Source organism: Salinivibrio sp. MA607, assembly GCF_001996245.1.
In the GTDB taxonomy this organism is placed as follows: Bacteria; Pseudomonadota; Gammaproteobacteria; order Enterobacterales; family Vibrionaceae; genus Salinivibrio; species Salinivibrio costicola.
The window spans coordinates 38,228-62,311 of sequence record NZ_MUFJ01000024.1 but is presented as its reverse complement, the minus strand read 5'-3'; the positions used below and the strand labels follow the sequence as shown (position 1 = coordinate 62,311).

Here is a 24,084-nt window from a genome sequence, read left to right as displayed (position 1 = left end):
CACGACAGAAAGCAGCGATTAGCCCTAGATGATCGAGGCGTTTGATGACAGGTTGAGGAGTAGGCATAGTAAGCGACCGTTAAATAGCAGTAATAGATCAAAGCGAGGGATCACGGTCAAGACATCTGTGACACTAAAAGCTGTAAATGATCGCTGGATCACACTATTTAAATTCATTAATTGGCTGCGGAATGACGGTTATGACGCATCATAGGGCTGTGTCCAACAGATAGTTGTGTCTAGGCTGACAGATACCATAACGTTTTAAAGCTAAGCAACGCTACCGCCCAGCGAGTGTTGTATCACTCACTGAACGGGATATTTAGGATGTCAAATCAAGACGGGGAAGAAATCTTTAAGTTCGTAAAAATCCAGGATCAGCCGAACAGAAAATCAGCCTCGCCCCCAGTTATCGATCCTAGTGAAGTAATCGATATAAATCATTGGCTTCATCTCAGCGATTTCTTTTTCTATATTACAGATACTTTCATCATAGTCGTCTTTTTCTGGCCACTCATCGTCAAATCCAAAATATCGTTTACTCTTGAATGTTTTTTCATACAATAGTGCATGACAGTATTTTTCTTCTCCGCTCAACTCATTACTTTTATCTAGAGCAGTAGCCAAAAAGTAATACCGATCTCCTGACCTCTTCATTCGTTCAAAAAGCTGATTGTTATCTTCTTCATACACGGTTGATTCTGCCATTGCAGGAATATAATAGTTATTACTAGCAATATTGAAGAGTTTCACTCCTAACTTCTCTAGCTCTTTAGATCGAAATTTACGACCTCTATGACTTGGTTCCATAAGTGTAGATGTGTAATCCATTAATGGCTTGTAGTAATGAGCCTCTGCAAATCGAATAACTTCTTTAATATACTCTTCACGCTTTTCTACTGATTCATCAAGGCCTTTTTCTTTTAGCAAAAAGTACTGAGCGCGAAGGTCGCCTTCCGCTGCGAGTTTTTTAAATCCCTCGACTGCTTTTTGGTAAATTTCCTCGGTACAGTATTTATTTTCATAAGAAGTATCTAAGCCAAGTTCTTTTGCTACTTTGTTGCCAAAATGTTCTGATGAAAGATAAGAAAGGCATAAGTTACTTTTACTAGATAACCAGTAAGTCGCATAAGGGTTCCCTTTTCTCATCAATTCAGTCAGTATCGCAGTGGCTTCACTTCGTTTATAAATCTCATCTATTTTTGTACGTGCATAGATTATTTTGGCATTCTCTACGCCCTTTTTCATCAAAGAGTCCATCTCATTCCAAGTTGTTTGACTCCAATCACCACGCTGCAGCATTAGCATCAAGTCATACATCTCATCATCAGGCTTTACTGTACTCGATATATAAGGATCATCGGCTACTTTATCAATTTTCTCCTCAATGAAGTCTTTGAATAAAGGAATGTCATCTTCAGGGCTTATCGCCTTTTCTTTTTCCTTACAGGCACTGATACCTACCACTACAAATAGCAAAAAAGCTATCTTTATAATCTTTTTATAAACCAACATCTTTAAGGCTCCAATCAATTATTTTTTCATTTTTTTCGGGTACTAATACGATATGGTTGTTATCTCCATCATTTTTATAGCTAGTTAGCTCAATTTCTACACCTCGGCTACTAGCATTAGCCACCACTGAACGCGCATAGGCACGATACTCTGTATGAGTGACAGGTCCGAGTCGTCTTGTATCAACTGTTTTTGTGTAAACGGTTAAAACCATTCTGTCACAAAGTATTTWCGAGGCCTCATCAAATTTCCTATATGTATCGCTTGATGAGCGAGTTCCCGCTCCAAAGATCATAGATTTATGAATAAACCTTGCTATCTGATACCAGCTTTTTCTAAACCCCTCCCACTGTTGGGGCTTATCTGCTCCCGCCTGGAGATCGGCCATTATGATCAATGTTTCTTTCCATTGCCGCTGGCTGGCAGATGATTCGTCGTCTTCTTGGTTAGCTTTGTCTTTGCTTAGCCACTCCATAATATTCAAAATAGCTTGAGCCTGTCGACGATTAACAAACTGCGCACTACCCTCAGAAGTTGCCTCAGTCTGAGTCTTTAGTAATGCTGCAATCAAGTTAGCGAGTGTCTCGGGAGGTAGTTTTATAATCCATTTTCTCGCATTAGGGGCATTATCTCCTGTTAGGCTTCTCGATAAGAACGGAGCATATTCTTGGCTTATGACATTCTTTTTGTACGATGCCCATAGGTTCGGTGGCATGAGTAATACCTTAGAAAAGGATAGACCCAAACCAATAGCTATCGTCACGATGTCATTAAGGGTATTAAAATCATCATTTATTCCGTTTTCATCTACATCACCAAACACAGATAAGCGGCGGAAGTTACTTTGCTTAAGCACACCAAGTAGACAGTCGATAAAGTCATCACTATTGATCGCATTTAATTCGATGCCCAAGGTGCCCTTACACCCACCTCCAACTACTAAGCGCGCAGATGCGATGATCACTAGGACGCCAGCCTGAAAAGCTATATGGAATTCACTGTGAAAGCCTGCGCCGTACGCTGCCGAAAATTCACCCTTAATCGTCCCTAAGGTTTTAGGAACCCGAGCATTAGGTGGTACCCAGAAAACGTCCGCCCCCAAGGCGCCGCCTACTTCTACTCCGACAAAAGCATCTACCGCTACACCTGCCTCCGCTGCAACCTGGCTATTCACTAGGTCATGCTGCGTTGCACCAGTCATATTCTCAACTCGATGGACGTTAGGGTCGAAAAGAGAAACGGTACTACCACGTACCCCTAGCCCATTATCTATGTCACTAGGGCCGACAGTAATACTACTCCCTAACTGACACGTCGCACCAACTAATCCATAGACTGAACCGGTTATACGTGCCATTAACGCGCCAACATCGTAGCTGAACTCTTCACCTTTATCATCGGTATAGAAAAGCGTCACCGCATAACCCCTAGCTGATGACGCTGATGCATTTTCACCCAAGGTATTGTTTTGCTCACCCTCTGGTAACCACAGACAAATACTCATTTGTCCTTGCAAAAGCGCCAACTTAGCCGAAATATTGCCACTCGCCCCGACTTGGCGAGGATCTTTGATGAGATCTGAATAGCCTGATAGCGGAAGGTTAAGTGCTGATTCTCCCTTTGCTGTAAAACGAAGAAATTGTGCTCCGGCATCTTCCGCATAAGCAGGCTCGTTTAAACCTTCGATATTGCCTTCTTGAGCGTGGTAACTATCTTGCCAAAACACAGTGTCGAATTGAGATTGCGTTTTTAAGGGGGCTATGCTCACTTGCACACTTGTTTTTCTTAACTCTTTTAATACATCAGTGACACTATTTACACCAACGATATTCCCGCCGCCCGTCTGAGGCGATGCAAACGTAATACGATCAGTGATGAAATCAACATGGCAAGCTGCTTTGGTATAGAATGGATCTGACTTGTCGTAGGGCATATACCACTCTGGTCCACGCAGGTAAAAAACTTGCCCTGTGGATAAAAAACTGCACTCAACTGGCTGAATATCGCTGAGTCCCGCATCGTTGACAAAGGTGCTTACACCTTTTTTATTGGGCTGGTGATCTTTTCTATCCCACACTAATATGAGATCAGGTGCCAGCTCTTTCCTTTCAGCATCGGAAAAAAAGAATCGAAGCTGGTTAGGGCCTTTTTGAGCCGCTTGTTTAGCCAAGCTTTTTAAATGCTCTATTCTTTTCTGTGCTACCGACTTTATTGTTAATAGTTTATTAAAAAGCTTATCAAGCGGCGTGCCTTGGCTCTGACCCAGTATTTGATTCAAGGCATTTTGATGTTCGGTTATCGTCATATCGATAAGATGTATCAGTGCCTTCGCTGGGTAATACGACCACGCGGCTTTATTGACATCATTAACAAGGCTTGCAATGTTTAGGCTGTCATTTATTTCAGTGCTACCTGTTACCTCTTGGTATAAGCTATCGATCAGCTCAGTCTGCTCGATTGAAATTGGTTCTGGTGATGTCCGCCAGTCGTCACCCAGATTGCGTAATACTTGGGGCCCCGCCGCAACACCGACATCTCCCTCAAGTTGCTCCAACGTCAAGCATTGCTCTTTAAACACAATACCTTCTTGGTTGAGTAGCTTGAAACCGGGAAGAAAACCATCTTTCGCTAGCTCGTTAAGCTCACGTATCGCCGCTTGGTGTGGCCTTTTAGCCAGATCCAGACCATCGATATAGTCGTAAATAAGGTTACACGCTCTTTTAATACGCTCTTCTCTTCGTGATGTGAAGTATTGGTGGTCTTCGCTAAATACAAACTTAGTCCCATCATCTGAATTAATGTCACCAGCATTTCTTTCCGCTTTCTCTTCCAGCTCGGTAATGCGTTCGTCAATGGCATTCAATATAAAAGTACGGACACGCTCTTCGATCAATTTATCAAAATTTGCGTTGCCACTTCTGTCTTGAGGTGCAAGAGCTTGAAACTTACCGCCATAGTACAGTGCATTTCTTTCAGCATTTTCTCGTCGAGTCTCTTGCTGAACAATATCATCAAACGCTAAGTCAAGCTCCTCAAGTGCCTGGGTGAGAAACCCCTGAGGATCTGCAGATTTATAGTAGGCTTTTGTTTGTACCACTAAACGTAGTGGCAGAATGGTGGTATAGAGTTCTTTGTCTTCGTCATCCATGAACGCTTCATGAGGGCGTGTGGCAAACTTAGACATAATGCCAAGCTGATTGATATTTGCCAATGTGGTGCTGTAGTCGCCTTCAACAACGGCGTCCTGCATTAGGACTTTTTCTTCTTCGATAAGGTCCTTGGCCTCTTGTGTCACTGCGTACCAGCATTTTTCGCCCGTCTTAGGATGCGCTGGCACATATAGGATGTCGACAAAATCAGCGATTTGACACTCTTGTTCCGTGGCAGGCGCTTCTGGTGCCTTTTTAAACGATTCGCGAGAGGCCTCCGTATTGGCAGGTTCCGGCAGCTCTATCTTTAGCGTATCTCCAGCATAGATAAAGTCGGGATCTTTGATTTGCGTACTGTTCAGCTTGAGAAGCTCCTCTTCGGAGACGTCAAACTTTTCAGCAATCAGACTTAAGCAGTCACCTTTCGTTATTTTGTATTCTTTCATGTCACACCCACTGCTTAAAAACGGAATCTTGTTGTTCGCCCTCCACGGGCGTAAATGGATTTGGCTTGTATAGGCACACAGGCACATCGTCTGAGTTAAACCAAAACACCCCTTTGCTAGGCCCTAAGCACTGCGAGATATCGTCTGTATTGGCTTGTGTTAAAACGGCATCCCAAAATCGTTGGCTTTGAAAGCGCAAACATAAAACTTGACCAGCAACTTCTATCTTCAACATCGCTTGTAAGTGCGTAATAAAATCATCTGCACAGATGTTGTCATCCACTGCAAATATTACCGAGCTGGTATCAAAATAAGGCAGTGTGCGCCATGTCTCGACGTTAGCGATATCCGATCCCATATTCACTAAATAAGGGCTTTGCTCAAGCAGATAATCAAAGGGAGTGCCTGCATATAAGGGCAGTATTTGCACGACACTAAAGYGTTCTTGAATCAGTTGCGCGGCATCACTGATCCTGACTGCATCAACGAGAAGCCAATAATGCGTTGCCATACTCTTATCCCTCCTCCTGCAAACACGGACAATCTTGACGAGGGCATGAACCATCGAATTGTCGTTGACACAATTTCAGCACAGGAAGGTTTGACACCGATGCCACTTTTAAGGTCGCTGGCGAAAGCTGCAGGGGTAAAGGATCAGGACTCTCTGGCGACTCCACCCCAAACGGGAGAGCAGCGACTTTACCGGCATAGCCACTGCCTGCACCGGGGCTGCCGCCTGAGTTGAGGTTAATCGCGGGGCCCACAAGGTGGACACCACCGCCATCAATGCTGACAAAGCTGCCGCCGGCTTTGACGGTGATGCTACTCCCTGCCTCAATCACCGCTTTTTGACCGGCTTTGATATGAATTTCGTTACTGGCGTCATTCACCCACACTTGGCCGGCTTTGACATGCAGCGAGCCATCGACAATCAGGGTTTGGTCTTGTTGGGTGTACTGGCGACTCTCTCCCTCCACGGTATGATGCGCATTGCCCATCACACGATGAAATTGGTCGTTGTGTACCTGATGGTGGTTGTCATGACCTACCTCGGTCACACGGTCGTTTTCTACCTCGGTGTGCCAATCTTTTTGTGCGTGTAAATACACTTGCTCACTGCCCGATTGGTCTTCGAACGTGAGCTCGTTGTAGCCCTCGCCTTGGTGGCTTTCACTGCGCCAAACCGTCTTGGTTTTGTGTGCCGGTAAAGTATAAGGCGGCACATTGGTCGCATGATAGGTGCGCCCGGTGATAATCGGTTGGTCCGGGTCACCGTGCAAGAAAGACACAATCACTTCATGGCCAATGCGGGGAATCGCCATCATGCCGTATTGGCTGCCTGCCCAGCCTTGCGCCACCCGTATCCAGCAGCTGCTTTTGTCATCACCGTTGGAATAACGGTCCCACGGGAAGTGGACTTTCACTCGCCCGTGTTCATCACAAAAGATTTCTTCGCCATCCGGTCCCACCACGGTGCCTATCATGGGGCCATCCACTTGAGGTTTGGGTGTGGGGGTTGCACGCCACGGGATGGTGGCAGGAATAAGCATAAACTGGTTGTTGTAGGTGGTGGCGCCTTGGCCGCCCTCTTCTTCCATCGCTTGTGGTTGGCTGCCTTGGTGATGCACCCGCACCACTTGCCACGCTTGGTTGACGCCCTCATCCAGATGGTCGCTGATGGTAAAGCGATAGCCGGCCCGTAATGCCGGCTCATTGCTTTGGCCGTTGGCATGCTCGGCCTCACGGCGTAAGTACTCTAAGCGGGTTTGGTTAAACGCCTGACCAGTGGCGTCGTCTTTAAAGCGGCCCGGAAAGTCAAAGTGCTCGTAGCTGTCGGTGCGCTGGTAATCAATGCCATCGGCTTGCGCCGCTTGTTGGAAGCTGTAGCGCGGTTTTTTGAAGCTGTAGTCTTTTAATGCCGTGTGGCTAGGCTGCGCCGCAGTGTGGCGTGTCAGTCCATAGATATAAGGCGTGTCGGTGCGTCCGCCGCTTAAGGCGTTATAGGGCACAGGGCGCTCAAGCTGGGGCAAGCTGTCAGGCGCATCGGTCACCACCAGGGTATGGGTGGTGGCGTCGTGCTCATGGTGATACACCAAGCCTTCTTCTGCCGCTAAGCGGTGGAAGAACGCCAAGTCACTTTCACGGTACTGCACACAGTACTCGCGCTCGGCATAGTCGCGAGTGAGCGAGAAGCTCACCTCCGTGACGCCCATTTCTGTGAGCAGGGTTTCTAGAATAGTCGGCACGGTTTGGTGCTGGAAGGTACGACTGTTTTGGCGAAGCGACAGACGATACAGGGCGGGCACCAAGGTTAAGCGGTAGCGGGTAAAGTGATGACCAATGTCACCTTGGCTAAAGGCACTGGCGATGCCCTGTACCCGTTTGACCAACTCACCGTTGCGCCACAGCGTCAGCTGCACGGGCTTGTCGACCACTTGCTCTGGCGTGATGTCGGTATGGCGGCTCGCCAAGGCCACCTCATACTGGAACCCATACACCGGGTTGCCATTTAGGCCAGCTTGGTGAGAGAGGCACTCGTCCCCTTGGTAGTCCACCACCACGAACGGTTGCGGGTCGAGCCCCGCCACGGTTAACGCTATTTGCAATGTCGCCATCTGTGTATCCTTCGCCCTGCTTGTTTACCCTGATACGTTGAGCCAGACCCTGCCGTCTGGCTCAACGCACCACAGCCCGCCCGTAAAGGCAGGCTGTTTGCGTCTTCATGTCGCCATGAAATATTAGGCTTCGATTGGCTTGCGCCAGTCGTCCGAGCCTGAGGTGCCTGCGTTGACGTGGTCCCACGTCACTTTGCGGTAAGACATCGACACGGTCAGGTTTTGGGTGAAGTCTGACTTCGCCGGGTCTTGGCAATGGGGCATCTCGCAGTGAATGTCCACAATCGAGGCACTTTCCAGCTTGGTGGTAAAGAAGTTTTCTTGTTTCCCTTCAATCGAGGTGCGGTACCACTTCAGCTCGACCGTTGACATCTTCTCACCCGACGCCAGTGCGTTATAAAGCAATGGCACCGCTTTGTTGAGTGCGACGGTGAATTGGAAAGGCTTGTGCACACGTTGGCCGGAGGGCTGACCAGATTGTGGGTCCGTCGGCACGGTCACATTGTGGTCAAACTGCTGCACCAGCATTTCGTCTTCGTGGCCTTCGACAAAAGAATCACCGATAGAATCCGCGGTGCAGGCACCGGCAGTAATCAAACCCTGAGTTTCGCCTTCAATCGAGATATAACATGGCGTTGGCATAATCGCTCCTTTGTATGTCATGGAAGACACATCGCCACCGTGGCGGTGTGCCTGTTCGCTCTCTTATCAAGCGAAATGCATGCCAAGTTTTTTACCATTATAAATCAGCATCTTAGTGTGTGGCTGACCAATTTTTTGCACGTGCCAAGCAACTTCTTGCCAAGCCAAGCAAAAAGTTGCTCAGCCAGCAGGCTAACGAGTTGGTGTTTGTGTTGTCATTTTCAGCGCCGTTTTTTTGAACCCACTTTGCATTATTGGTGGGTCGTCGCACACTCATTACTTCGTTACGATCGCTGTTTGCGTGCCCAGTGGATGTAGTCTTGGATCACAGGCTCAGCGAGTAAAAGGTCGAGGCTGTGTAATGCGCGACCCAGGTGTTTTTCACTGAATTGGCGATGAATAAAGGCGTGGCAAGGCCGGCATACCCAAATACCGTGTTCGCGCATGTAGGGTCGGGAAAAGCGCTTGGTGAACCATTTGTTGTTATGACAAGTTTTGGGGATCAAGTGATGGAAGGTCAGCGGCCTTGAGTGCTGACACAGTGCACAGGGCGTTGAAGAAGGCGGAGAGGCAGGCATACAGATAATAATACTTAAAAAGAGGGTCGCATCGATAACTGCGACCCTCGTAACCAGTATCTGGTTCAATTACGCGAAGTTGTCACGCAAGTATTCAATAATGTCGTCCGATTCATACATCCACTGGGTTTCGCCGCCTTGGTCAATACGCAGACAAGGCACCATCCCTTTGCCGCCTTCGGTCTGTAGGCGTTGCCATTCTTCGGCGTTAGCGTTCATATCCACCAGCGGAATATCTAACTTAAGCTCTGTCATGACTGCACGCACTTTATGGCAAAATGGGCAGTGCTCTTTGTGGTACAAACTTAGTCCGTTCAAATCAGCCATTATGTTTCCTTCTTGGTCATCAGGCGGCTCTTCAAATACCACCAATTGTGTAAATTCACTCCACGTAATGATGGCATTGAACTTGGTCCCAACGCTAGTCGTTAGCCTGTTTTATTGGCACCAAATGAGCAACCGAGTGCATAATGGAGATTAACCCATCACCTCAAGGTCGCTTGCTCATCACTCAAACACTGGATAATGTGTTCCGGTAACAAAGACAGTCAATCACTTCGCCAGCCACGTGTGCCACGTTGAATTTTTTATCGCATAGGTTAAACCCATTCCGCTCTAACACCGTTTGTGATGCAATGTTGGTCGTAGACGCCATGGCGTTGAGTGTCACAAGTCCGTGCTCGCGCGCGATCTCTAACGCATACTTTACCGCTCTAGAGGCAACCCCCTTCCCGGTATGTTGCTCTGCAATGCGATACCCTAACGAACCTGATGCAGATACCGCATCAATTTGACTGATATTAACGCGCCCCAAAAGTTGCCCCTCGGCATCCGTAATCAACATAGGTACGTGTTGTCCTTTCTGATGTAAGGCAAGTAATTCGCAGATGTGATCATAAACGCCTGCTCGGCAATAAAACGCCTCACCACGCGATTCAATATAGGTTTCAAAATAAGCACGGTTTTGTTGCTCAAAATGGGACAACAAGTCCGTATCAGCCAGGATAAGAGGGCGGATCAGTAACTGCATAACACGACCGAATTAATCCGGCCCATGTTCAAACTGTTTTAATGACTTATTAGGGGTGTGTTTTAAACCACCACATAAGCAGCTAGCAGAGAGAGTGGACATGAGCATACCTCTATCTAAAGTATCAGACGCTATTGTCTGCTCTTGCCTAACAAAAAACAATTAAAATGTTTAATTTCATAGTCATAGCTATCTATTAATCTTTCCCAGAGAAATTGTCTTATCTCGTCGTCGTACTACTATTTACAGTGTAAATWTATTGACAACGCGTCGATCTAACCAGGCACCTAACGAATAAATGCTCACAATCCTGACGCACTCCTGAACATATAGTGACATTGATCACATAAATTATTGCAGTTTAATGAAGCCCACCGTACTCTCGATCCAAATGACATTTTTGGGACAAGGGTCACACATAGGGTGGTGACACCTGCTACGGACGGGCAGATCGTTTTATCGAATTGAGGATAATATGACATTACCACGATCTTCATGTGCTGCACGTACGGTGCTTAAAGGCGCCGGACAATTTTTTGCAATCGCCCTTTACTTCGCAGGTATTGCAGGCATTGTTCATTACAGTGTCGCGTCGCACAACGTTGCTTCCGAATCATCATTGATTGAGCTTTCCCAACTGGGGCTACTCGCCGCGACGGTATTTGCGTTTCGTCGTGTCGCTAAGTTCAGTCAATCCCTTCACCACGCAGCTGGGCTAATGAGTGCCTTTTTTTTGGTATTAATGATCCGAGAGCTGGATGCCACACTTGATATGGTGATGCATGGTTTTTGGAAAGTGCCGGCATTAATTGTAACGGGGCTCGCCATTTGGCCCGCATTGAAACACTGGCGTGAAACCCTCACTAGCCTTGCGCACGCAATCCATTCAAGACACAGCACGGTTTTAATGATCGCATTAGCGCTGTTACTCGTGTATTCGCGTTTGTTTGGTATGGGCGAGTTATGGGAACAAGCGATGGGTGCCAACTACGTGCGAGATGTGAAAAATATCGCTGAAGAAAGTACTGAGTTAGTCGCTTATTCACTCATTTTGCTTTCGGCTCTCGGGTATCTTGTTGAGGCAAAGAAGTTGAGTTTCGTACCAAAAACTCGGCCAAGCTCAACGACAATCGAAAGTGATATCTCAGTCTAATCACCCTCTTCCCCAAATACTTATCTTGTTTTGACGTCGCCAGTGGGCGACGTCGCTGCTTAATGCTAAGATTGAAACAAATAGCATAGGAAGCCGAAAGCATGATGAGAACATTTGCGGTTTTTATTCTCCTTATGAGTGTCTTCGCTCACGCCAATACAGAGGATAAACCAAAAGCCGAACAGCTGGTGACAGGAAAGAACGAGGCTATTTGCAAATCGACGTTTGGACAAGCAATGATCAGCCAGCAAATGACATTCAGCAACCAAACGAACACGCAAAATATCCGTCGGATTGCCGAACGCAAGATTGCCGCAGCACGCAAAACATTTGCTGACACCGGTAGCTATTGTGATGCCGCACACGTGTTGTTGACATTCGAGCCAGAGTCTCTGTCCGGTAAAGATGGCGACGCGCAATTTCGTGATAACTGATGTGCCATAAATGTGGCACTCAGCTTCTCGTTTTGATAGCCAATTAGCTCCCCCCTTATCTACTACGCCGGCGATAAACGCTGATTGATACCCCATACCTAGTATTGGCTGTGGTACACTTCGACCACAACTTAACAAGGGGTATAACGATGAGAAAAACGCTATTGATTTTGGCTTTAACGGCGACACTAGTCGGTTGTGAAAACGATGAAGTGGGCGATGTCAGCTTAGGCATGTTCACCATGAAAGACATTAAACTCAATCACCTTGTCGATCCTGTGGTCAGTGGCGTCACATGCCATATTGCGTCTGTTGAGGCTGATTTGAGCTTTTCTGATCCAAGCGACAGCGCGATTTCATGCCGACAAACTGGCGAGATTACGCCCGAGATGCTTGCCAATATCGATAAAAGTACATCCGGCGAAATAGTATTTAGAAAGTCGAAAAGTATATTTTTTAAGTCAATGAAAATTCGTCGTATTTTCGATGCTAAAAATCAAACGCTTATGTATTTGTCGTACTCGACCAAAGAAACGTCAGGCAGCTTTAAACATAGTCTTTCGACGGTTCCGCTATGGGGAACCAAAGCCTACCAATCTCAGCCACAAAAACACTAATAACCCAAGACGTAGTCGTTATCTGCTAATACGCCACTCCTATGAGCGATCTTTTATGAATACGGTACAAACACAAATGGATGCATGGCTCGATGATGTCGTGATTGGACTAAATCTCTGTCCATTCGCCGCCAAGCCCCGTCGCAACCAACAAATTCGGCTAGATATCTGTTATGCAACGGAAGATGACGCCATCCTCGAAGCGATTTATCACGAATTTGTGCATCTGACGCAGACAGACGCCACCATCACAGATACAACCGTGGTCGTCGTACCCGATGCACTAGCAGACTTTGATCACTACCTTGCACTGGTTGAAGCCACCGATGCGCTGATTGATCATTATGGTTGGCGTGGCCGGTTCCAGGTCGCGAGTTTTCATCCTGAATACTGTTTTGACGGCTGCGCCCCAGAAGATAACGAAAACCTTACCAATCGCTCTCCTTATCCATGCTTCCATTTAATTCGAGAAGCAAGCATGTCGCGTGCGCTTGAGCATTATGGTCAAGATCCCGCACTTATCCCGGAGCGCAACGTTGCCTGCGTTGAAGCGCTGACACCCTCTCAACGTCAAACACTGTTCCCTTGGATAAACGATGATCAAAATTAAATGATGACCTGCGTTTGATTGAAGTGCCTACCTTTAATTGAAGTGTCAGCGGTGATCATCCATCGCCAATATTGGGTATGGCAAAAGTCGATCCCTGACTAACTTTGATAACGAAACAGGCAAGAATGTAAGACACAGTTGGCATTTCCGATGTCATCGACTTGTTGATTGACCGTGCGCATCTAAGGATACAAGGAGAGGAACAAGGGAGTGACTATGTCTTACAACAGATTTGAGGCCCCAGTTGGCTGCGTCATATTCGATTGCGACGGCACGCTGGTTGACTCAGAGAAACTATCGCATAAAGCCTTGGTGGAAACTTTCGCGACATTTGGCGTCGTGATTAGCTTACAAGAATCTCTTGATCACTTCGAAGGTGGAAAGCTCTCAGATGTACTGCAAAGCACTTGTGAGCGAAGCGGCGCACATATCCCTATCGACCAGCTCGAGCCGCGTTTTCGTGATTTATGCCATCAGTACTTTGAAGCGGAGCTGCAACCAATTAAAGGCATAGAAACGCTAATCAAGACGCTTAATCAGCAAGGTATTGATACCTGTGTCGCCTCCAATGGCCCTGTTGAAAAAATGGAACACGCATTAGCACTCACCAAGCTGCTGCCTTATTTCCAACATCGCTTGTTCAGTGCTTTTGACACCAACAGCTGGAAGCCTGCCCCTGATCTCCTTCACTATGCCGCAATGAATATGGCCTGCCCCACAGAGCAATGCATCTTTATCGACGATACCAACAAAGGGATCCAAGCAGGGATTAACGCACACATGCGTACTGTCCATTTTAACGCTAACCCCAATGTGCGGACGACTGATCATCCTTTAGTGACGCGCGCATTCAGTATTGAAGACCTAATCGACCTGTTGTGCTGATCCGCTCTTCTGGTTGGTGGATCGTCCACACAACACGACTGCATGTTGCCGCCACCATTCTTGATCAATACGCACGGTTTGCCACGTGTCTGCTTGCGGTATCCGCCAATAGCGTGTCAACATCAATGCCGGTGTGCCTGGCGCGACCTCTAAGCCACCACTTTGCGACGAGGCGAGCGCCTCCCAAGCACTTGACCAACTGACCTCAGCCATTGCAAGCGCCCGGTTAGTGCGTATCGTATGATCTAGCCTCGCCTTGTCACCAGTCTCCCACACAGCGGGGAAGAAATCAGGGTGCAGAAACGTCCGTATCCACCCCACCGGTAATTGCTCGATACATACACGCCCCTCGCCTTCATACACTTGACCGAAAGGAGGAAGTAACATGTGATCGCTGATCGCAGCATCAGCCATCTTCTTGGTTTGAGCATGCCAAACAAACTGGCCACCATACGGTCCAAAATACTCCTGCCAATCGCTTAACTGAGTCGGATCATAAGGACACGGCGTGGGTGCGACAAACCAACCTCGACGATCTCGCCGATACAAGCGCCCCTCTGCTTCTAATACAGCAAGCGCTTCGCGCAAGGTCACGCGCGTAGTCGAAAACGTCTCCGCGAGTTGTCGCTCCCCCGGTAACTTTTTCCCCGGAGCCAGTAGCCCGCGATCGATTTGTGTTAATAATTGCTGGCGAATCGCCATAAACTGCATCATCAAAGGTCACATCTGCTTGATGTTCATATTTTTGGTGTGATCTCTCTCAACTTGCTGTTAAAACCTGACCACAATGTCCAAGAATCAATCAGTGATTAAGATAGAATCGCCAGTCTACTTGCAATCGGAGCAAAGAACAAAAGATGCATCCAAGGAACGTACAAAAACTTTTCCCCACACGACTAGCCCAACGTCTTGTATGCACTGTACTTTTTTACTGGCTTGGTTTTACACCGTTAGGCTATGCGGATGATAACCCGCTTTCTGACTATTTTATTGAAACATGGACAACGGCCAACGGATTGCCGCATAACAGCATCAATGCCATTGAGCAAACCTCTGATGGCTACTTGTGGTTTGCAACGTGGGAAGGCGTCGCACGCTACAACGGACTCGAATTTGTCCTGTTTGATCGCGGCCCGAACACGCACATGCAAGACTCCGGTACCCGTGCACTCGCCACTGGACCTGATAACCAATTATACGCAGGGGGCGCTCGCGGCAGCCTAGTGATGCGCAGCGGCTTTTCTTGGCAGAACTTACCGGTGGCACCAAGCTTAATTAACGATGCGCTGCATGACCAGTCTGGAGGATTGTGGCTTGCCATAGAGGGGATGGGCGTGCTCTATTACACGTCCAAACAGCTGAGGCAGCCAAGCCCCGACCCTCAGCATTTTATTAAGACGACCAGTAGTTACCACTTAGCACAAACCGATCAAGGCCATGTTTATGCCGCCACTGAGGACGGTGTTTACCAGCTTTCCAAACACGCCGGCGCCGCTCATCTTTCGTTTCATAACCTTTTTACCAAAGCATTTTATGTTTCCAGCAGTCAAGATGGCGCATTGTTAGTGGGATCTGAAAGCGGTGCATGGCGCTATAAAAACGAACGTTGGACGCCACTGGCAAGCGCATTGCTCAACCAAGCGATCACCATGGTCGAACAAGACAGCCGCGGGACCTATTGGTTTGGCACACTCAACCGTGGGATCGCACACCTGCGTGACAATCATCTCGACTTCCTGGATGGTCATCGAGGACTCCCGAATAATCGTATTCTTTCATGGTTTGAGGATAATGAGGGCAGTATCTGGATAGGCACTAACGGCGGAGCAATGCGGCTTCGTTACGCCCCTTTTGTCACCTTAACCAAAGACAATGGACTCGCAGGTAACTACGTGCGCACCGTACTGGGAGGTGACGGCGATACTGTTTGGGCGGGTTCCAGCGAAGGATTGAGTCAGATTAATACGATAGCGGGCAACGCACGCGTACTCGCCGATAATATTTCAGTCCTTAGTCTTGCGCATCGACAGCAAGGCGGACTATGGGTAGGGACTTATCAAAAAGGGCTCTACTACTGGCACCAAGGCTCACTCACGGCGGCCAACACCATCAATGACCAATTGCCAGATAGCGAAATACGAGCAGTTGTCGAACGTAATGGCGTCTTATGGGTGGGAACACCACGTGGCTTAGTCGAGTTTGATCAACACCAAAGCAAATCACCAACCGCAGCATCAGTGCCTTATCAAAAACAGGCTCTCTATCATAGCCAAAACAGTGCGTTACCTGGCAGCTACATTATGTCGCTGGCATTTGATGACACCGATAAGCTATGGATTGGCACCGGACGCGGTGCCAGCTATCTGTTAGAAAAGACAATCACTACGCTCGATTTTTCTGCACAAGAGCAGGCTCAATATGTTTTTGGCTTTTTCCACGAGCCGGGGTACGTTTGGATGGCCACCGATCGCGGTATTGTGCGCTATCGACAAGCTGACGGCCACCAAGCTTTAGTCGGCAGACCGCAGGGCCTACCAATTGATAAGTTCTTTCAAATTGTGAAAGGTGATGATCAAAGCTTTTGGCTATCCAGTAACCGAGGTATCTGGCGTATCAATTATGATCACGCCCATCAAGTTGCAGATAAAACACGCTCGCGTATCGACTTTGAACATTACGATCAAAGTGACGGCATGCTGAACAGCCAAGCTAACGGTGGCTCAAACCCTGCGGCAACCAAAACATCACGTGGAGACATTATTTTTGCCACTGCCAAAGGCGTTACTAGCGTTAATCCGACTCGGTTATCCCAACTACTGAGTCACCCTTTACCCATTGTCATGCAAAGCGTGCGGTTCGATAGCAAAGAGATTAACCCTGAAACGACGGGAAAGGTACCAGCGAGGACCAACCGTATCTTGTTTTCCTATGCCGCCCTCGGGTATACCATGCCGGAGCAAATCCAATATCGAACGCAGTTAGAAGGGTTCGAATCTGATTGGGCATACCGCCATGAAAACCATATTGCCGAATATACGAACCTACCACCAGGTGATTACACCTTTAAAGTAAGTGCTCGCTATCCTTATAGCGACTGGAGTGATGATGTGCTCAGTTATCACTTCAGCGTTATGCCATCACTGTGGCAACGCGCTGATGTGCGAGCGCTAGGCTTTTTGCTGACTGTGCTTGCGGCCTACGCCGCGTTTATGTGGCGTATTCGACACATGAAGAAAAAAGCTATCCAACTCGAAGCGTTAGTCGAAGAGAAAACCCAGGCCTTACAAGCCCAAGCCGATGACTTCGAACGAATGTCTAAAGAAGACGCCCTCACTGGACTGGCCAATCGACGAGCCTTTGATGAATATTGGCATCAGGTATTCGAAGAATCGCGCCAATCCGGGACAGATTTGCAAGTCGCGATCTTAGACATTGATCATTTTAAACGCATTAATGATCACTATTCTCACCTGGTGGGGGATCAAATTATTCAGCGAGTCGGTAGCTTACTTCTTCGCGAGCAGACACATTTGCGTCATATCGCTCGTTGGGGCGGTGAAGAATTTACGCTTTTATTAGCGGGAACGCCTGCAGACGGTTATCGCTATTTTGACGGCTTAAGACGCCGAATTGCGGCGTTAGATCTAAACGATATTGCTCCCTCGCTTAGTATTACCGTCAGTATTGGCGTGGCAAGTAACCACCAGGCATCAGACTATGTCGATGGGTTAAAGAAAGCCGATCAAGCCTTATACCGGGCCAAACGCGATGGACGTAACTGTGTTCGCCAAAGCAATGATACTGCGTGATGATGATGTAAAAAGGGAGCGTTAAACGCTCCCTGATAAGTTTCACATGCAGGATAAACCAATGGGCTTATACGCTCATTGCGTTTAAGGCATAGTCTTTAAGCTCTTTTCATATGATTCATATTGTTTAGTAACAGAATCAGTTGGCCCGCCCGTCAACTTACTTACGATAATGGCACTCAAGCCCGCAAACAAGAAGCCAGGGACGATTTCATACAAATCGAAGATACCGCCAGGTATTTGTTTCCAAACCACCACGGTAATCCCGCCCACAAGAATCGCAGCCAGCGCACCATTGCGGTTCATTTCACGCCAGAACAGGCTGAGCAACAAGGCAGGACCAAATGCGGCACCAAAGCCAGCCCAAGCATAAGACACCAGACCCAGAACAGAGCTATCAGGGTCCATGGCTAAGCCAAGCGCAATCGCAGACAGCAAGATAACCGCACCACGACCGACCATGACCACTTCTTGGGTCGATGCGTCCGGACGGAAAACTTGCTTGTAAAAATCTTCCGCGAGCGCAGACGACGATACCAATAGTTGAGAATCTGCTGTACTCATAATCGCCGCTAAAATTGCCGCCAACAGGATACCTGCAATTACTGGATGGAATGCCGCATTGACCAACAACATGAAGATTTTTTCACCGTCAGCCAGGGTGCCTGACATATCATTCTGCACGTACAAAATACCCACTAAACCGATCAAGACCGCACCGACCATGGATAATGCAGACCAACCCACTGCGATACGACGCGCCGTGGTAATGTCTTTATTGGAGCGAGTCGCTTGGAAACGCGCCAAGATATGTGGCTGGCCAAAGTAACCTAAGCCCCAGGCCGCCAAAGAGACGATACTGATCCAAGTGAGTGGCTCACCATCTACATCACGCCATAACGTCATCAGCTCAGGATTGATTGCGGCAACATCACGGCCCAATTTGAAAATGCTGCCGTCCATAATAACAAATGGCACGATCAACAAGGCCGCGGCCATCAACAGTCCTTGCACCAAGTCAGTCCAAGATACCGCCAAGAAGCCACCAAACAAGGTGTATGACACAACACAAATCGTGCCAATCACCACCGCGGTTGTGTAATCAAACCCAAATACCGTGGTGAACAGTTTACCCCCTGCAACCAAGCCTGAGCTGGTGTAGAAAAGGAAGAAAAGCAAAATGAAGAAAGCAGAGATGGTTTGCAGCAATTTTGATTTATCCTCAAAACGGCGAGCAAAAAATTCCGGTAACGTCAGCGCGTTATCTGCTTCAATACTGTAAGTCCGCAGGCGTTTGGCACAAATTAACCAGTTAAGATAAGTGCCCAACAACAAACCGCCCGCAAGCCAAAGTGATTCCATTCCCGCAGCGTAGGCATAGCCAGGAAGCCCAAGCAGCAACCACCCACTCATGTCTGATGCCCCTGCTGACAACGCAGCGGGCCATGGGCCTAACGACCGGCCACCGAGGAAATAATCTTCGGAGTTAGAAGTCCGTTTGTAGGCATACACACCAATGGCAAGCATCATGATGAGATATGCCAGAAAGGTTGCACTGATGGCATAGCTATTGTCTATCATATGTGTCCCTCAATTGCATGGCCCCAATTGGGGCCATTTCTGGAAAGTTAATGTTCACCACTACCGAGTTCCAGAAGCGTGGCATTACCACCTACAGCAGTGATATTTATGGTTCGGGTGCATTCGGTCACGAAACGCAACACATAGTCAGGGCTACCAATCACTGAATACTGCTCAGTGTCGGTTTCCGCAACCAGTGTCGCAATCACACCCTGTCGTTGTGCGAGCTGACGATTGACGTCTCGCACATGTTCTTTGGTTCCAGTCGTCGCTACGCCAACGACCTGCGGATGCTTGAATAGATCACTGCACACCTCAAGATCGACACGTACAGCAACTCTATCTGGACATCCAGCTTTAACAAGATCCGCCATGACCGCGTCGGCATTGTCCGCATGCGAACCTTCCACGCTCACGACGACACAGTTACCCGCCACCAACGCAGCCGCTAACTGACCACACAAAGCAATAGACGTCAGCGACGCATCACCTGTCATGGCGATAGTCCCTCTTCCTGCCGTATACAGCTCGTTCGTTTCACCTGTCGGGCCAGGCAATTCGTGAACCTTATCGAGCAAGCGCTGAGCGTTCTCACACTGAAAACGAATCATCTTCGCTGCGTGGGCAAAGTCATCGCCGCGAGCGGCGACCGTGTCAGACCACCGTTGCAATAACGCAATGCGACCGGCGACAGTTTGATCATTCCAGTCTTCCCAAACCGCTTCACACTGCTCTAAAACGCTATTTAATTGATGCATGACGCTTCTCCTGATCCTGATATCAACCGACTTGTTGCACGTTTACTGATGCTTGCGTAAAGCGATACAGATAGTGTGGTCCACCCGCTTTAGGCCCAGTTCCCGATAAGCCGCGACCGCCAAAGGGTTGAACGCCAACGACAGCGCCGACCTGATCACGGTTGACATAACAGTTACCTACTCGAGCACGATGCTCAATATGGGCGCAGGTCGTTTCATTGCGGCTATGCACCCCCATGGTTAAGCCAAAACCTGTTTGGTTGATATCATCAATCACCTTATCGAGCGCATCCGCGCGATAGCGAACAATATGTAGAATGGGACCAAAATGCTCCTCACTCAGTTGATCAATACTGCGGATTTCAAACGCCGTTGGTGGCACAAACGTTCCTTTATCACAATCTGCAGAGAGTGGCACCTGCGTGACCAACTTACCGCTGCGCTTCATCTGTTCTATGTGAGCAAGAAGCTTGTCTTTCGCCGTTTGATCAATCACCGGCCCCACATCGGTTGATAGCCGCTCAGGGCGTCCCACAGACAGCTCCGCCATCGCCCCTTTTATTAAGCCAATCACGCGGTCAGCAATGTCTTCTTGAATATAAAGCACACGCAACGCTGAACAGCGCTGACCCGCAGAGGCGAAAGCAGAACGCAATACATCGCGCACCACCTGCTCGGGCAATGCCGTACTGTCCACCAGCATTGCATTCTGCCCCCCGGTTTCCGCGATAACTGGCACAGGATCGGCATCGCGCTCTGCCAAGGTGCGGGTAATACGCTGTGCTGTTGGTGTGGATCCGGTAAATGCGACCCCTGCAATACGCGTATCCTCGGTTAGAGGCGCTCCCACCACAGGGCCACTGCCAGGTAATAGCTGAATCACCCCAGCAGGGATCCCAGTGTCTAACAGCAACTCAATCGCGCGATAAGCAATAATAGATGTCTGTTCGGCCGGCTTGGCCACGACAGTATTACCGGCCACAAGCGCCGCGCCAACTTGGCCGAGGAAAATCGCTAATGGGAAGTTCCAAGGGCTGATACATGTAAAGACACCGCGTCCTTGATAGGTCACCGATTGTGCTTGTCCATCGAAGCCTTGATAGGCCAGTGGCTCCGTTTGCAACGCTTTAGCCTGCTCGGGGTAATAACGTAAAAAATCGACGGCCTCTCGGACTTCATCAATGCTATCGTGGATAGTTTTACCCGCCTCACGATGACAGATCGCCACCAGCTCACCCAGATTTGCTTCTAGTTTATCAGCAAGGTCAAGTAAGTACTTACCACGCTGGCTAACCTCGGTATCTCGCCATGTCGGATAAGCCTGTGCCGCAATATCGAGGGCGTTATTCACCTGTTCAGCCGTTGCCCAATCAACGTGACCTACGGACTCATTACGATCATAGGGCGCGGTTATCTCATGCGTATCGCCTTTCAGACGCTGACCGTTAACAATGGGGCCAGCCTGCCATTGGTACTCGCCCATGAAGGGAACAACACTGTCCTGGAAGGGTTGCCATTCTGATTCGATATCCGTCGCGACACCTTGCGAGTTTTTACGGGCGGGCCCAAAAATATCTTGCGGCATAGGAATGCGATCGTTGTGCAAGGTGTGATTAGCACACAAAGTATCAACCGGATCGGCAATCAAATCGTCAATCGGGCAACGTGCATCAACCAAACGATGTACAAACGAACTATTGGCACCGTTCTCTAACAAACGGCGAACCAGATAAGGCAACAAATCTTTATGGCTGCCGACTGGCGCATAAATACGCACTTCGGTGTTGAACAAGGCTTTGGCGTGATTGTAAAGCGCATCGCCCATGCCATGTAGGCGCTGGAACTCAAAGTCATTATGTGTCGCCATAGACGCAATCGCCGCAATCGTGTGGGCATTATGGCTGGCAAATTGCGGATAAATCAGACCGCGTATATGCTCGCTAAGTAGGAAGCGTGCACAGGCTAGGTAAGAAACGTCTGTCCCTTCTTTGCGGGTAAATACCGGATAACCGTGATGCCCAGTTTGCTGACACAGTTTAATTTCACTGTCCCAATAAGCGCCTTTTACTAACCGCATTGGGATCACATCACCTTGTTCTTTTGCTAAAGCCGCTAACCAAGTGATCACAGGTAGCGCGCGTTTAGAGTAGGCTTGCACCACTAAACCAAACTTACCCCAACCTTTCACCACAGGGTCGCGATATAGCTTTTCAAACAGCGCAAGCGAAAGCTCCAATCTATCCGCTTCTTCTGCATCAATGGTGATCGCAACATCTTTTTCACGCGCACGTTTCAGCAAAACCAGAACCGTCTCAAACATCTCTGTCATCATGCGATCTTGATTCGCCGCTTCATAACGTGGATGCAAGGCAGACAACTTGATTGAGACGGATGGTGACGGTCCTTGATAACTGGCTTTCGCCTCGCCGACGGACTCAATCGCCTGTAAGTAATCGTTGAGATAGGCTTTGGCATCATCTTGAGTTAATGCCGCTTCACCGAGCATGTCGAACGAGTACGTAAAGCCATTCGTGCGCGGGCCTTCGCCGTTTTTCTGCGCCTCATCAATGTCACGCCCAAGCACAAACTGATGACCCATGATTTTCATCGCTTGATGCATCGCTTGGCGAATCACAGGCTCTGACATTTTATTCACAAGGCGATTGATCACTGACGCCGGTTTGCCTTCGGTGCTCTCATCTAAGGTCACCACTTTACCTGTTAGCATTAACCCCCAGGTGGAAGCGTTGACAAACAAGGAATCAGAGTGGCGCAAATGTGCTTTCCAGTCAGCAACACTGAGTTTGTCACGAATAAGCGCATCAGCAGTATGCGCGTCGGGGACCCGCATCAGAGCTTCGGCAAGACACATCAACAGAATGCCTTCCCGTGTGTCTAAACTGTATTCCAACAACAGCGCATCAATCATTTGTACGGCTTTTTTATCAGCACGTACCCGCTCAATTAACTGAGTCGCTTGACGACGTGTTTGCTCTCGCTCATTTTCTGAAGCTTGCGCAAGCGGAATGAGTTCTTTCAGCCACTCACTTTCGTCAACACAATAAAGCGGAGAGATTTCAGACCAAATCTTCGCTAATGGGCGCTCGATAAACGAGGGCTGCATAGCATCGATGGCTTTAAACATAGCGGTATCCTCACTCACGTCCTCCCAAACTCGGGCAGGAAAATGTTACGTCATTGTTACTCTGCGATCGATTCTATGCGTGGTCTATCAGTAAGGTCTTACAAAAAACACCGGCATTATTGCAAAATCCTCCGATGATTAACAAATAAAGCCGCCGATCGCTATAGAGGCGTAACAAATGATCGGCAGCTGAGTCGATGTGGTGCAACGTAATGCTGAGTAAATTGCGATAATCTTTGGCTTAAGGTGTGCATTTAAACCTGGCGGGCGACAGACCAAAATAGCGTGAAAACGCATTAGTAAATCCACTTTGACTAGAAAAACCACAACTGTCTGCAATTTGAGCCATGGTCAGATCACTGTCTTTGATAAGCTGCTTTGCCAATGCAAAGCGTTTATCCAGTACATATTGATGCGGAGTGGTCCCGACTTGTTGTTTAAATAATTGATGAAACTGGCTTTCTGCCAAGAAAACACTGCCCGCTAATTGCGCAACTGTGATCTTACGGCTGATATGCTGATGAATATAGCGATCGATAATATCCATATTTAATCGATGGCCATCGCGACGAGGAGAGACATGATCCCGGAAGTGACGGTGCAACACACACATTAACGTATCGGCACAGGCACGACTGAGCAAAGGATCGGAGGGATTGGCAATCATCTCTGCCGATAATGCTTTGATCAGTATTTGTGCGTGAGTATCTAATTGAAAATACGGCTCACGAGCAAATAAGCGCGCAATATTTTCATGCATTAACGCTTGCTCTGACCATTCTTGCGAAGGAAGGTTAATCACTAAAATTTCGTTTCGTCCCACGCCAGTAAAAGCATGTTCTTGAGATTCCGCGACTAAACAGCCCTGTCCTGGACCAATAAGACTTCCTCGTCCACCAACATCAAACTCCGTTTGCCCCTGCAGCCCAATGACCACTTGTTTGTAGTCATGACTGTGGTGCCGTGGCTGTCTGGGTAAGGCAATGACTTCTGAAACCTTCGGTGATGCAGCCATTATGCTCCTCCCTTATTCACGATCTTTGGCTCATCGTCTGTTAACCCTTCTTTATTCTGGCACGCTTTCTTCCCATTCGCGAATGCTTCTCTGTTCTCAGCT

Annotated in this window: 18 protein-coding genes; 6 read left to right on the top strand and 12 right to left on the bottom strand. The window is 48.3% G+C overall.

Annotation, left to right across the window (positions count from 1 at the left end):
* Nucleotides 1-393: 393 nt before the first annotated feature.
* From BZG81_RS11750 to BZG81_RS11720, 7 genes are all read right to left on the bottom strand, one after another.
* A complete protein-coding gene (locus BZG81_RS11750; protein ID WP_077677466.1) occupies nucleotides 394-1,515 on the bottom strand; it encodes a hypothetical protein in 1,122 nt (373 codons plus the stop codon).
* Complete coding sequence (locus BZG81_RS11745) at nucleotides 1,502-5,110, bottom strand: LysM peptidoglycan-binding domain-containing protein (protein WP_158011845.1); 3,609 nt, start codon at nucleotides 5,108-5,110, stop codon at nucleotides 1,502-1,504. Before BZG81_RS11745 ends, BZG81_RS11750 begins: the two co-directional genes overlap by 14 nt.
* A gap of 1 nt (nucleotide 5,111) precedes the next feature.
* On the bottom strand, nucleotides 5,112-5,621 hold the full coding sequence (locus BZG81_RS11740; protein WP_158011844.1) for a DUF4123 domain-containing protein: 510 nt from the start codon (nucleotides 5,619-5,621) through the stop codon (nucleotides 5,112-5,114).
* Between the two features lie 4 nt (nucleotides 5,622-5,625).
* Nucleotides 5,626-7,725, bottom strand: coding sequence for a type VI secretion system Vgr family protein (gene tssI / locus BZG81_RS11735; RefSeq protein ID WP_077677463.1), 2,100 nt, complete (start codon nucleotides 7,723-7,725; stop codon nucleotides 5,626-5,628).
* Between the two features lie 123 nt (nucleotides 7,726-7,848).
* A complete protein-coding gene (gene hcp-2, locus BZG81_RS11730) occupies nucleotides 7,849-8,367 on the bottom strand; it encodes a type VI secretion system effector Hcp-2 (RefSeq protein WP_077677462.1) in 519 nt (172 codons plus the stop codon).
* 647 nt (nucleotides 8,368-9,014) lie between these two features.
* Nucleotides 9,015-9,272 carry a glutathione S-transferase N-terminal domain-containing protein gene (locus BZG81_RS11725; protein WP_025744429.1) on the bottom strand — a complete coding sequence of 86 codons (258 nt, stop codon included), beginning with the start codon at nucleotides 9,270-9,272 and terminating at the stop codon, nucleotides 9,015-9,017.
* A gap of 184 nt (nucleotides 9,273-9,456) precedes the next feature.
* The gene (locus BZG81_RS11720; protein ID WP_077677461.1) at nucleotides 9,457-9,975 is read right to left on the bottom strand and encodes a GNAT family N-acetyltransferase; all 519 of its coding nucleotides are present in this window, start codon (nucleotides 9,973-9,975) and stop codon (nucleotides 9,457-9,459) included.
* A gap of 475 nt (nucleotides 9,976-10,450) precedes the next feature.
* Here BZG81_RS11720 and BZG81_RS11715 point away from each other — a divergent pair, with 475 nt between their 5' ends.
* The 5 genes from BZG81_RS11715 to BZG81_RS11695 all read left to right on the top strand — a co-directional run bounded on the left by BZG81_RS11715 (nucleotide 10,451) and on the right by BZG81_RS11695 (nucleotide 13,674).
* Complete coding sequence (locus BZG81_RS11715; RefSeq protein WP_077677460.1) at nucleotides 10,451-11,128, top strand: hypothetical protein; 678 nt, start codon at nucleotides 10,451-10,453, stop codon at nucleotides 11,126-11,128.
* Between the two features lie 101 nt (nucleotides 11,129-11,229).
* On the top strand, nucleotides 11,230-11,562 hold the full coding sequence (locus tag BZG81_RS11710; RefSeq protein WP_077677459.1) for a hypothetical protein: 333 nt from the start codon (nucleotides 11,230-11,232) through the stop codon (nucleotides 11,560-11,562).
* A 149-nt stretch (nucleotides 11,563-11,711) separates the two neighbouring features.
* Entirely contained in the window at nucleotides 11,712-12,179 is a 468-nt protein-coding gene (locus BZG81_RS11705; RefSeq protein ID WP_077677458.1) for a CreA family protein, read from the top strand.
* 55 nt (nucleotides 12,180-12,234) lie between these two features.
* Entirely contained in the window at nucleotides 12,235-12,789 is a 555-nt protein-coding gene (locus BZG81_RS11700) for a DUF1415 domain-containing protein (RefSeq protein ID WP_077677457.1), read from the top strand.
* A 216-nt stretch (nucleotides 12,790-13,005) separates the two neighbouring features.
* Complete coding sequence (locus BZG81_RS11695) at nucleotides 13,006-13,674, top strand: HAD-IA family hydrolase (protein WP_021024064.1); 669 nt, start codon at nucleotides 13,006-13,008, stop codon at nucleotides 13,672-13,674.
* On the opposite strand, the gene BZG81_RS11690 is transcribed toward BZG81_RS11695, so the two are convergent.
* A complete protein-coding gene (locus BZG81_RS11690; RefSeq protein WP_108743488.1) occupies nucleotides 13,654-14,388 on the bottom strand; it encodes a GntR family transcriptional regulator in 735 nt (244 codons plus the stop codon). The two genes, BZG81_RS11695 and BZG81_RS11690, sit on opposite strands and share 21 nt — an antisense overlap.
* 143 nt (nucleotides 14,389-14,531) lie before the next feature.
* On the opposite strand from BZG81_RS11690, the gene BZG81_RS11685 reads away from it, so the two are divergent.
* The gene (locus BZG81_RS11685) at nucleotides 14,532-17,483 is read left to right on the top strand and encodes a ligand-binding sensor domain-containing protein (protein WP_077677456.1); all 2,952 of its coding nucleotides are present in this window, start codon (nucleotides 14,532-14,534) and stop codon (nucleotides 17,481-17,483) included.
* Between the two features lie 84 nt (nucleotides 17,484-17,567).
* Here BZG81_RS11685 and putP read toward each other — a convergent pair whose 3' ends face one another.
* The 4 genes from putP to BZG81_RS11665 all read right to left on the bottom strand — a co-directional run bounded on the left by putP (nucleotide 17,568) and on the right by BZG81_RS11665 (nucleotide 23,982).
* A complete protein-coding gene (gene putP / locus BZG81_RS11680) occupies nucleotides 17,568-19,064 on the bottom strand; it encodes a sodium/proline symporter PutP (RefSeq protein ID WP_077669801.1) in 1,497 nt (498 codons plus the stop codon).
* Nucleotides 19,065-19,111: 47 nt separating this feature from the next.
* Nucleotides 19,112-19,822: an aldehyde dehydrogenase family protein gene (locus BZG81_RS11675; RefSeq protein ID WP_077660574.1), complete on the bottom strand. Its 711-nt coding sequence runs from the start codon at nucleotides 19,820-19,822 to the stop codon at nucleotides 19,112-19,114.
* Between the two features lie 22 nt (nucleotides 19,823-19,844).
* Complete coding sequence (putA, locus tag BZG81_RS11670) at nucleotides 19,845-22,967, bottom strand: bifunctional proline dehydrogenase/L-glutamate gamma-semialdehyde dehydrogenase PutA (RefSeq protein WP_077677455.1); 3,123 nt, start codon at nucleotides 22,965-22,967, stop codon at nucleotides 19,845-19,847.
* Between the two features lie 241 nt (nucleotides 22,968-23,208).
* A complete protein-coding gene (locus BZG81_RS11665; RefSeq protein WP_077677454.1) occupies nucleotides 23,209-23,982 on the bottom strand; it encodes an AraC family transcriptional regulator in 774 nt (257 codons plus the stop codon).
* Between the last annotated feature and the right edge of the window lie 102 nt (nucleotides 23,983-24,084).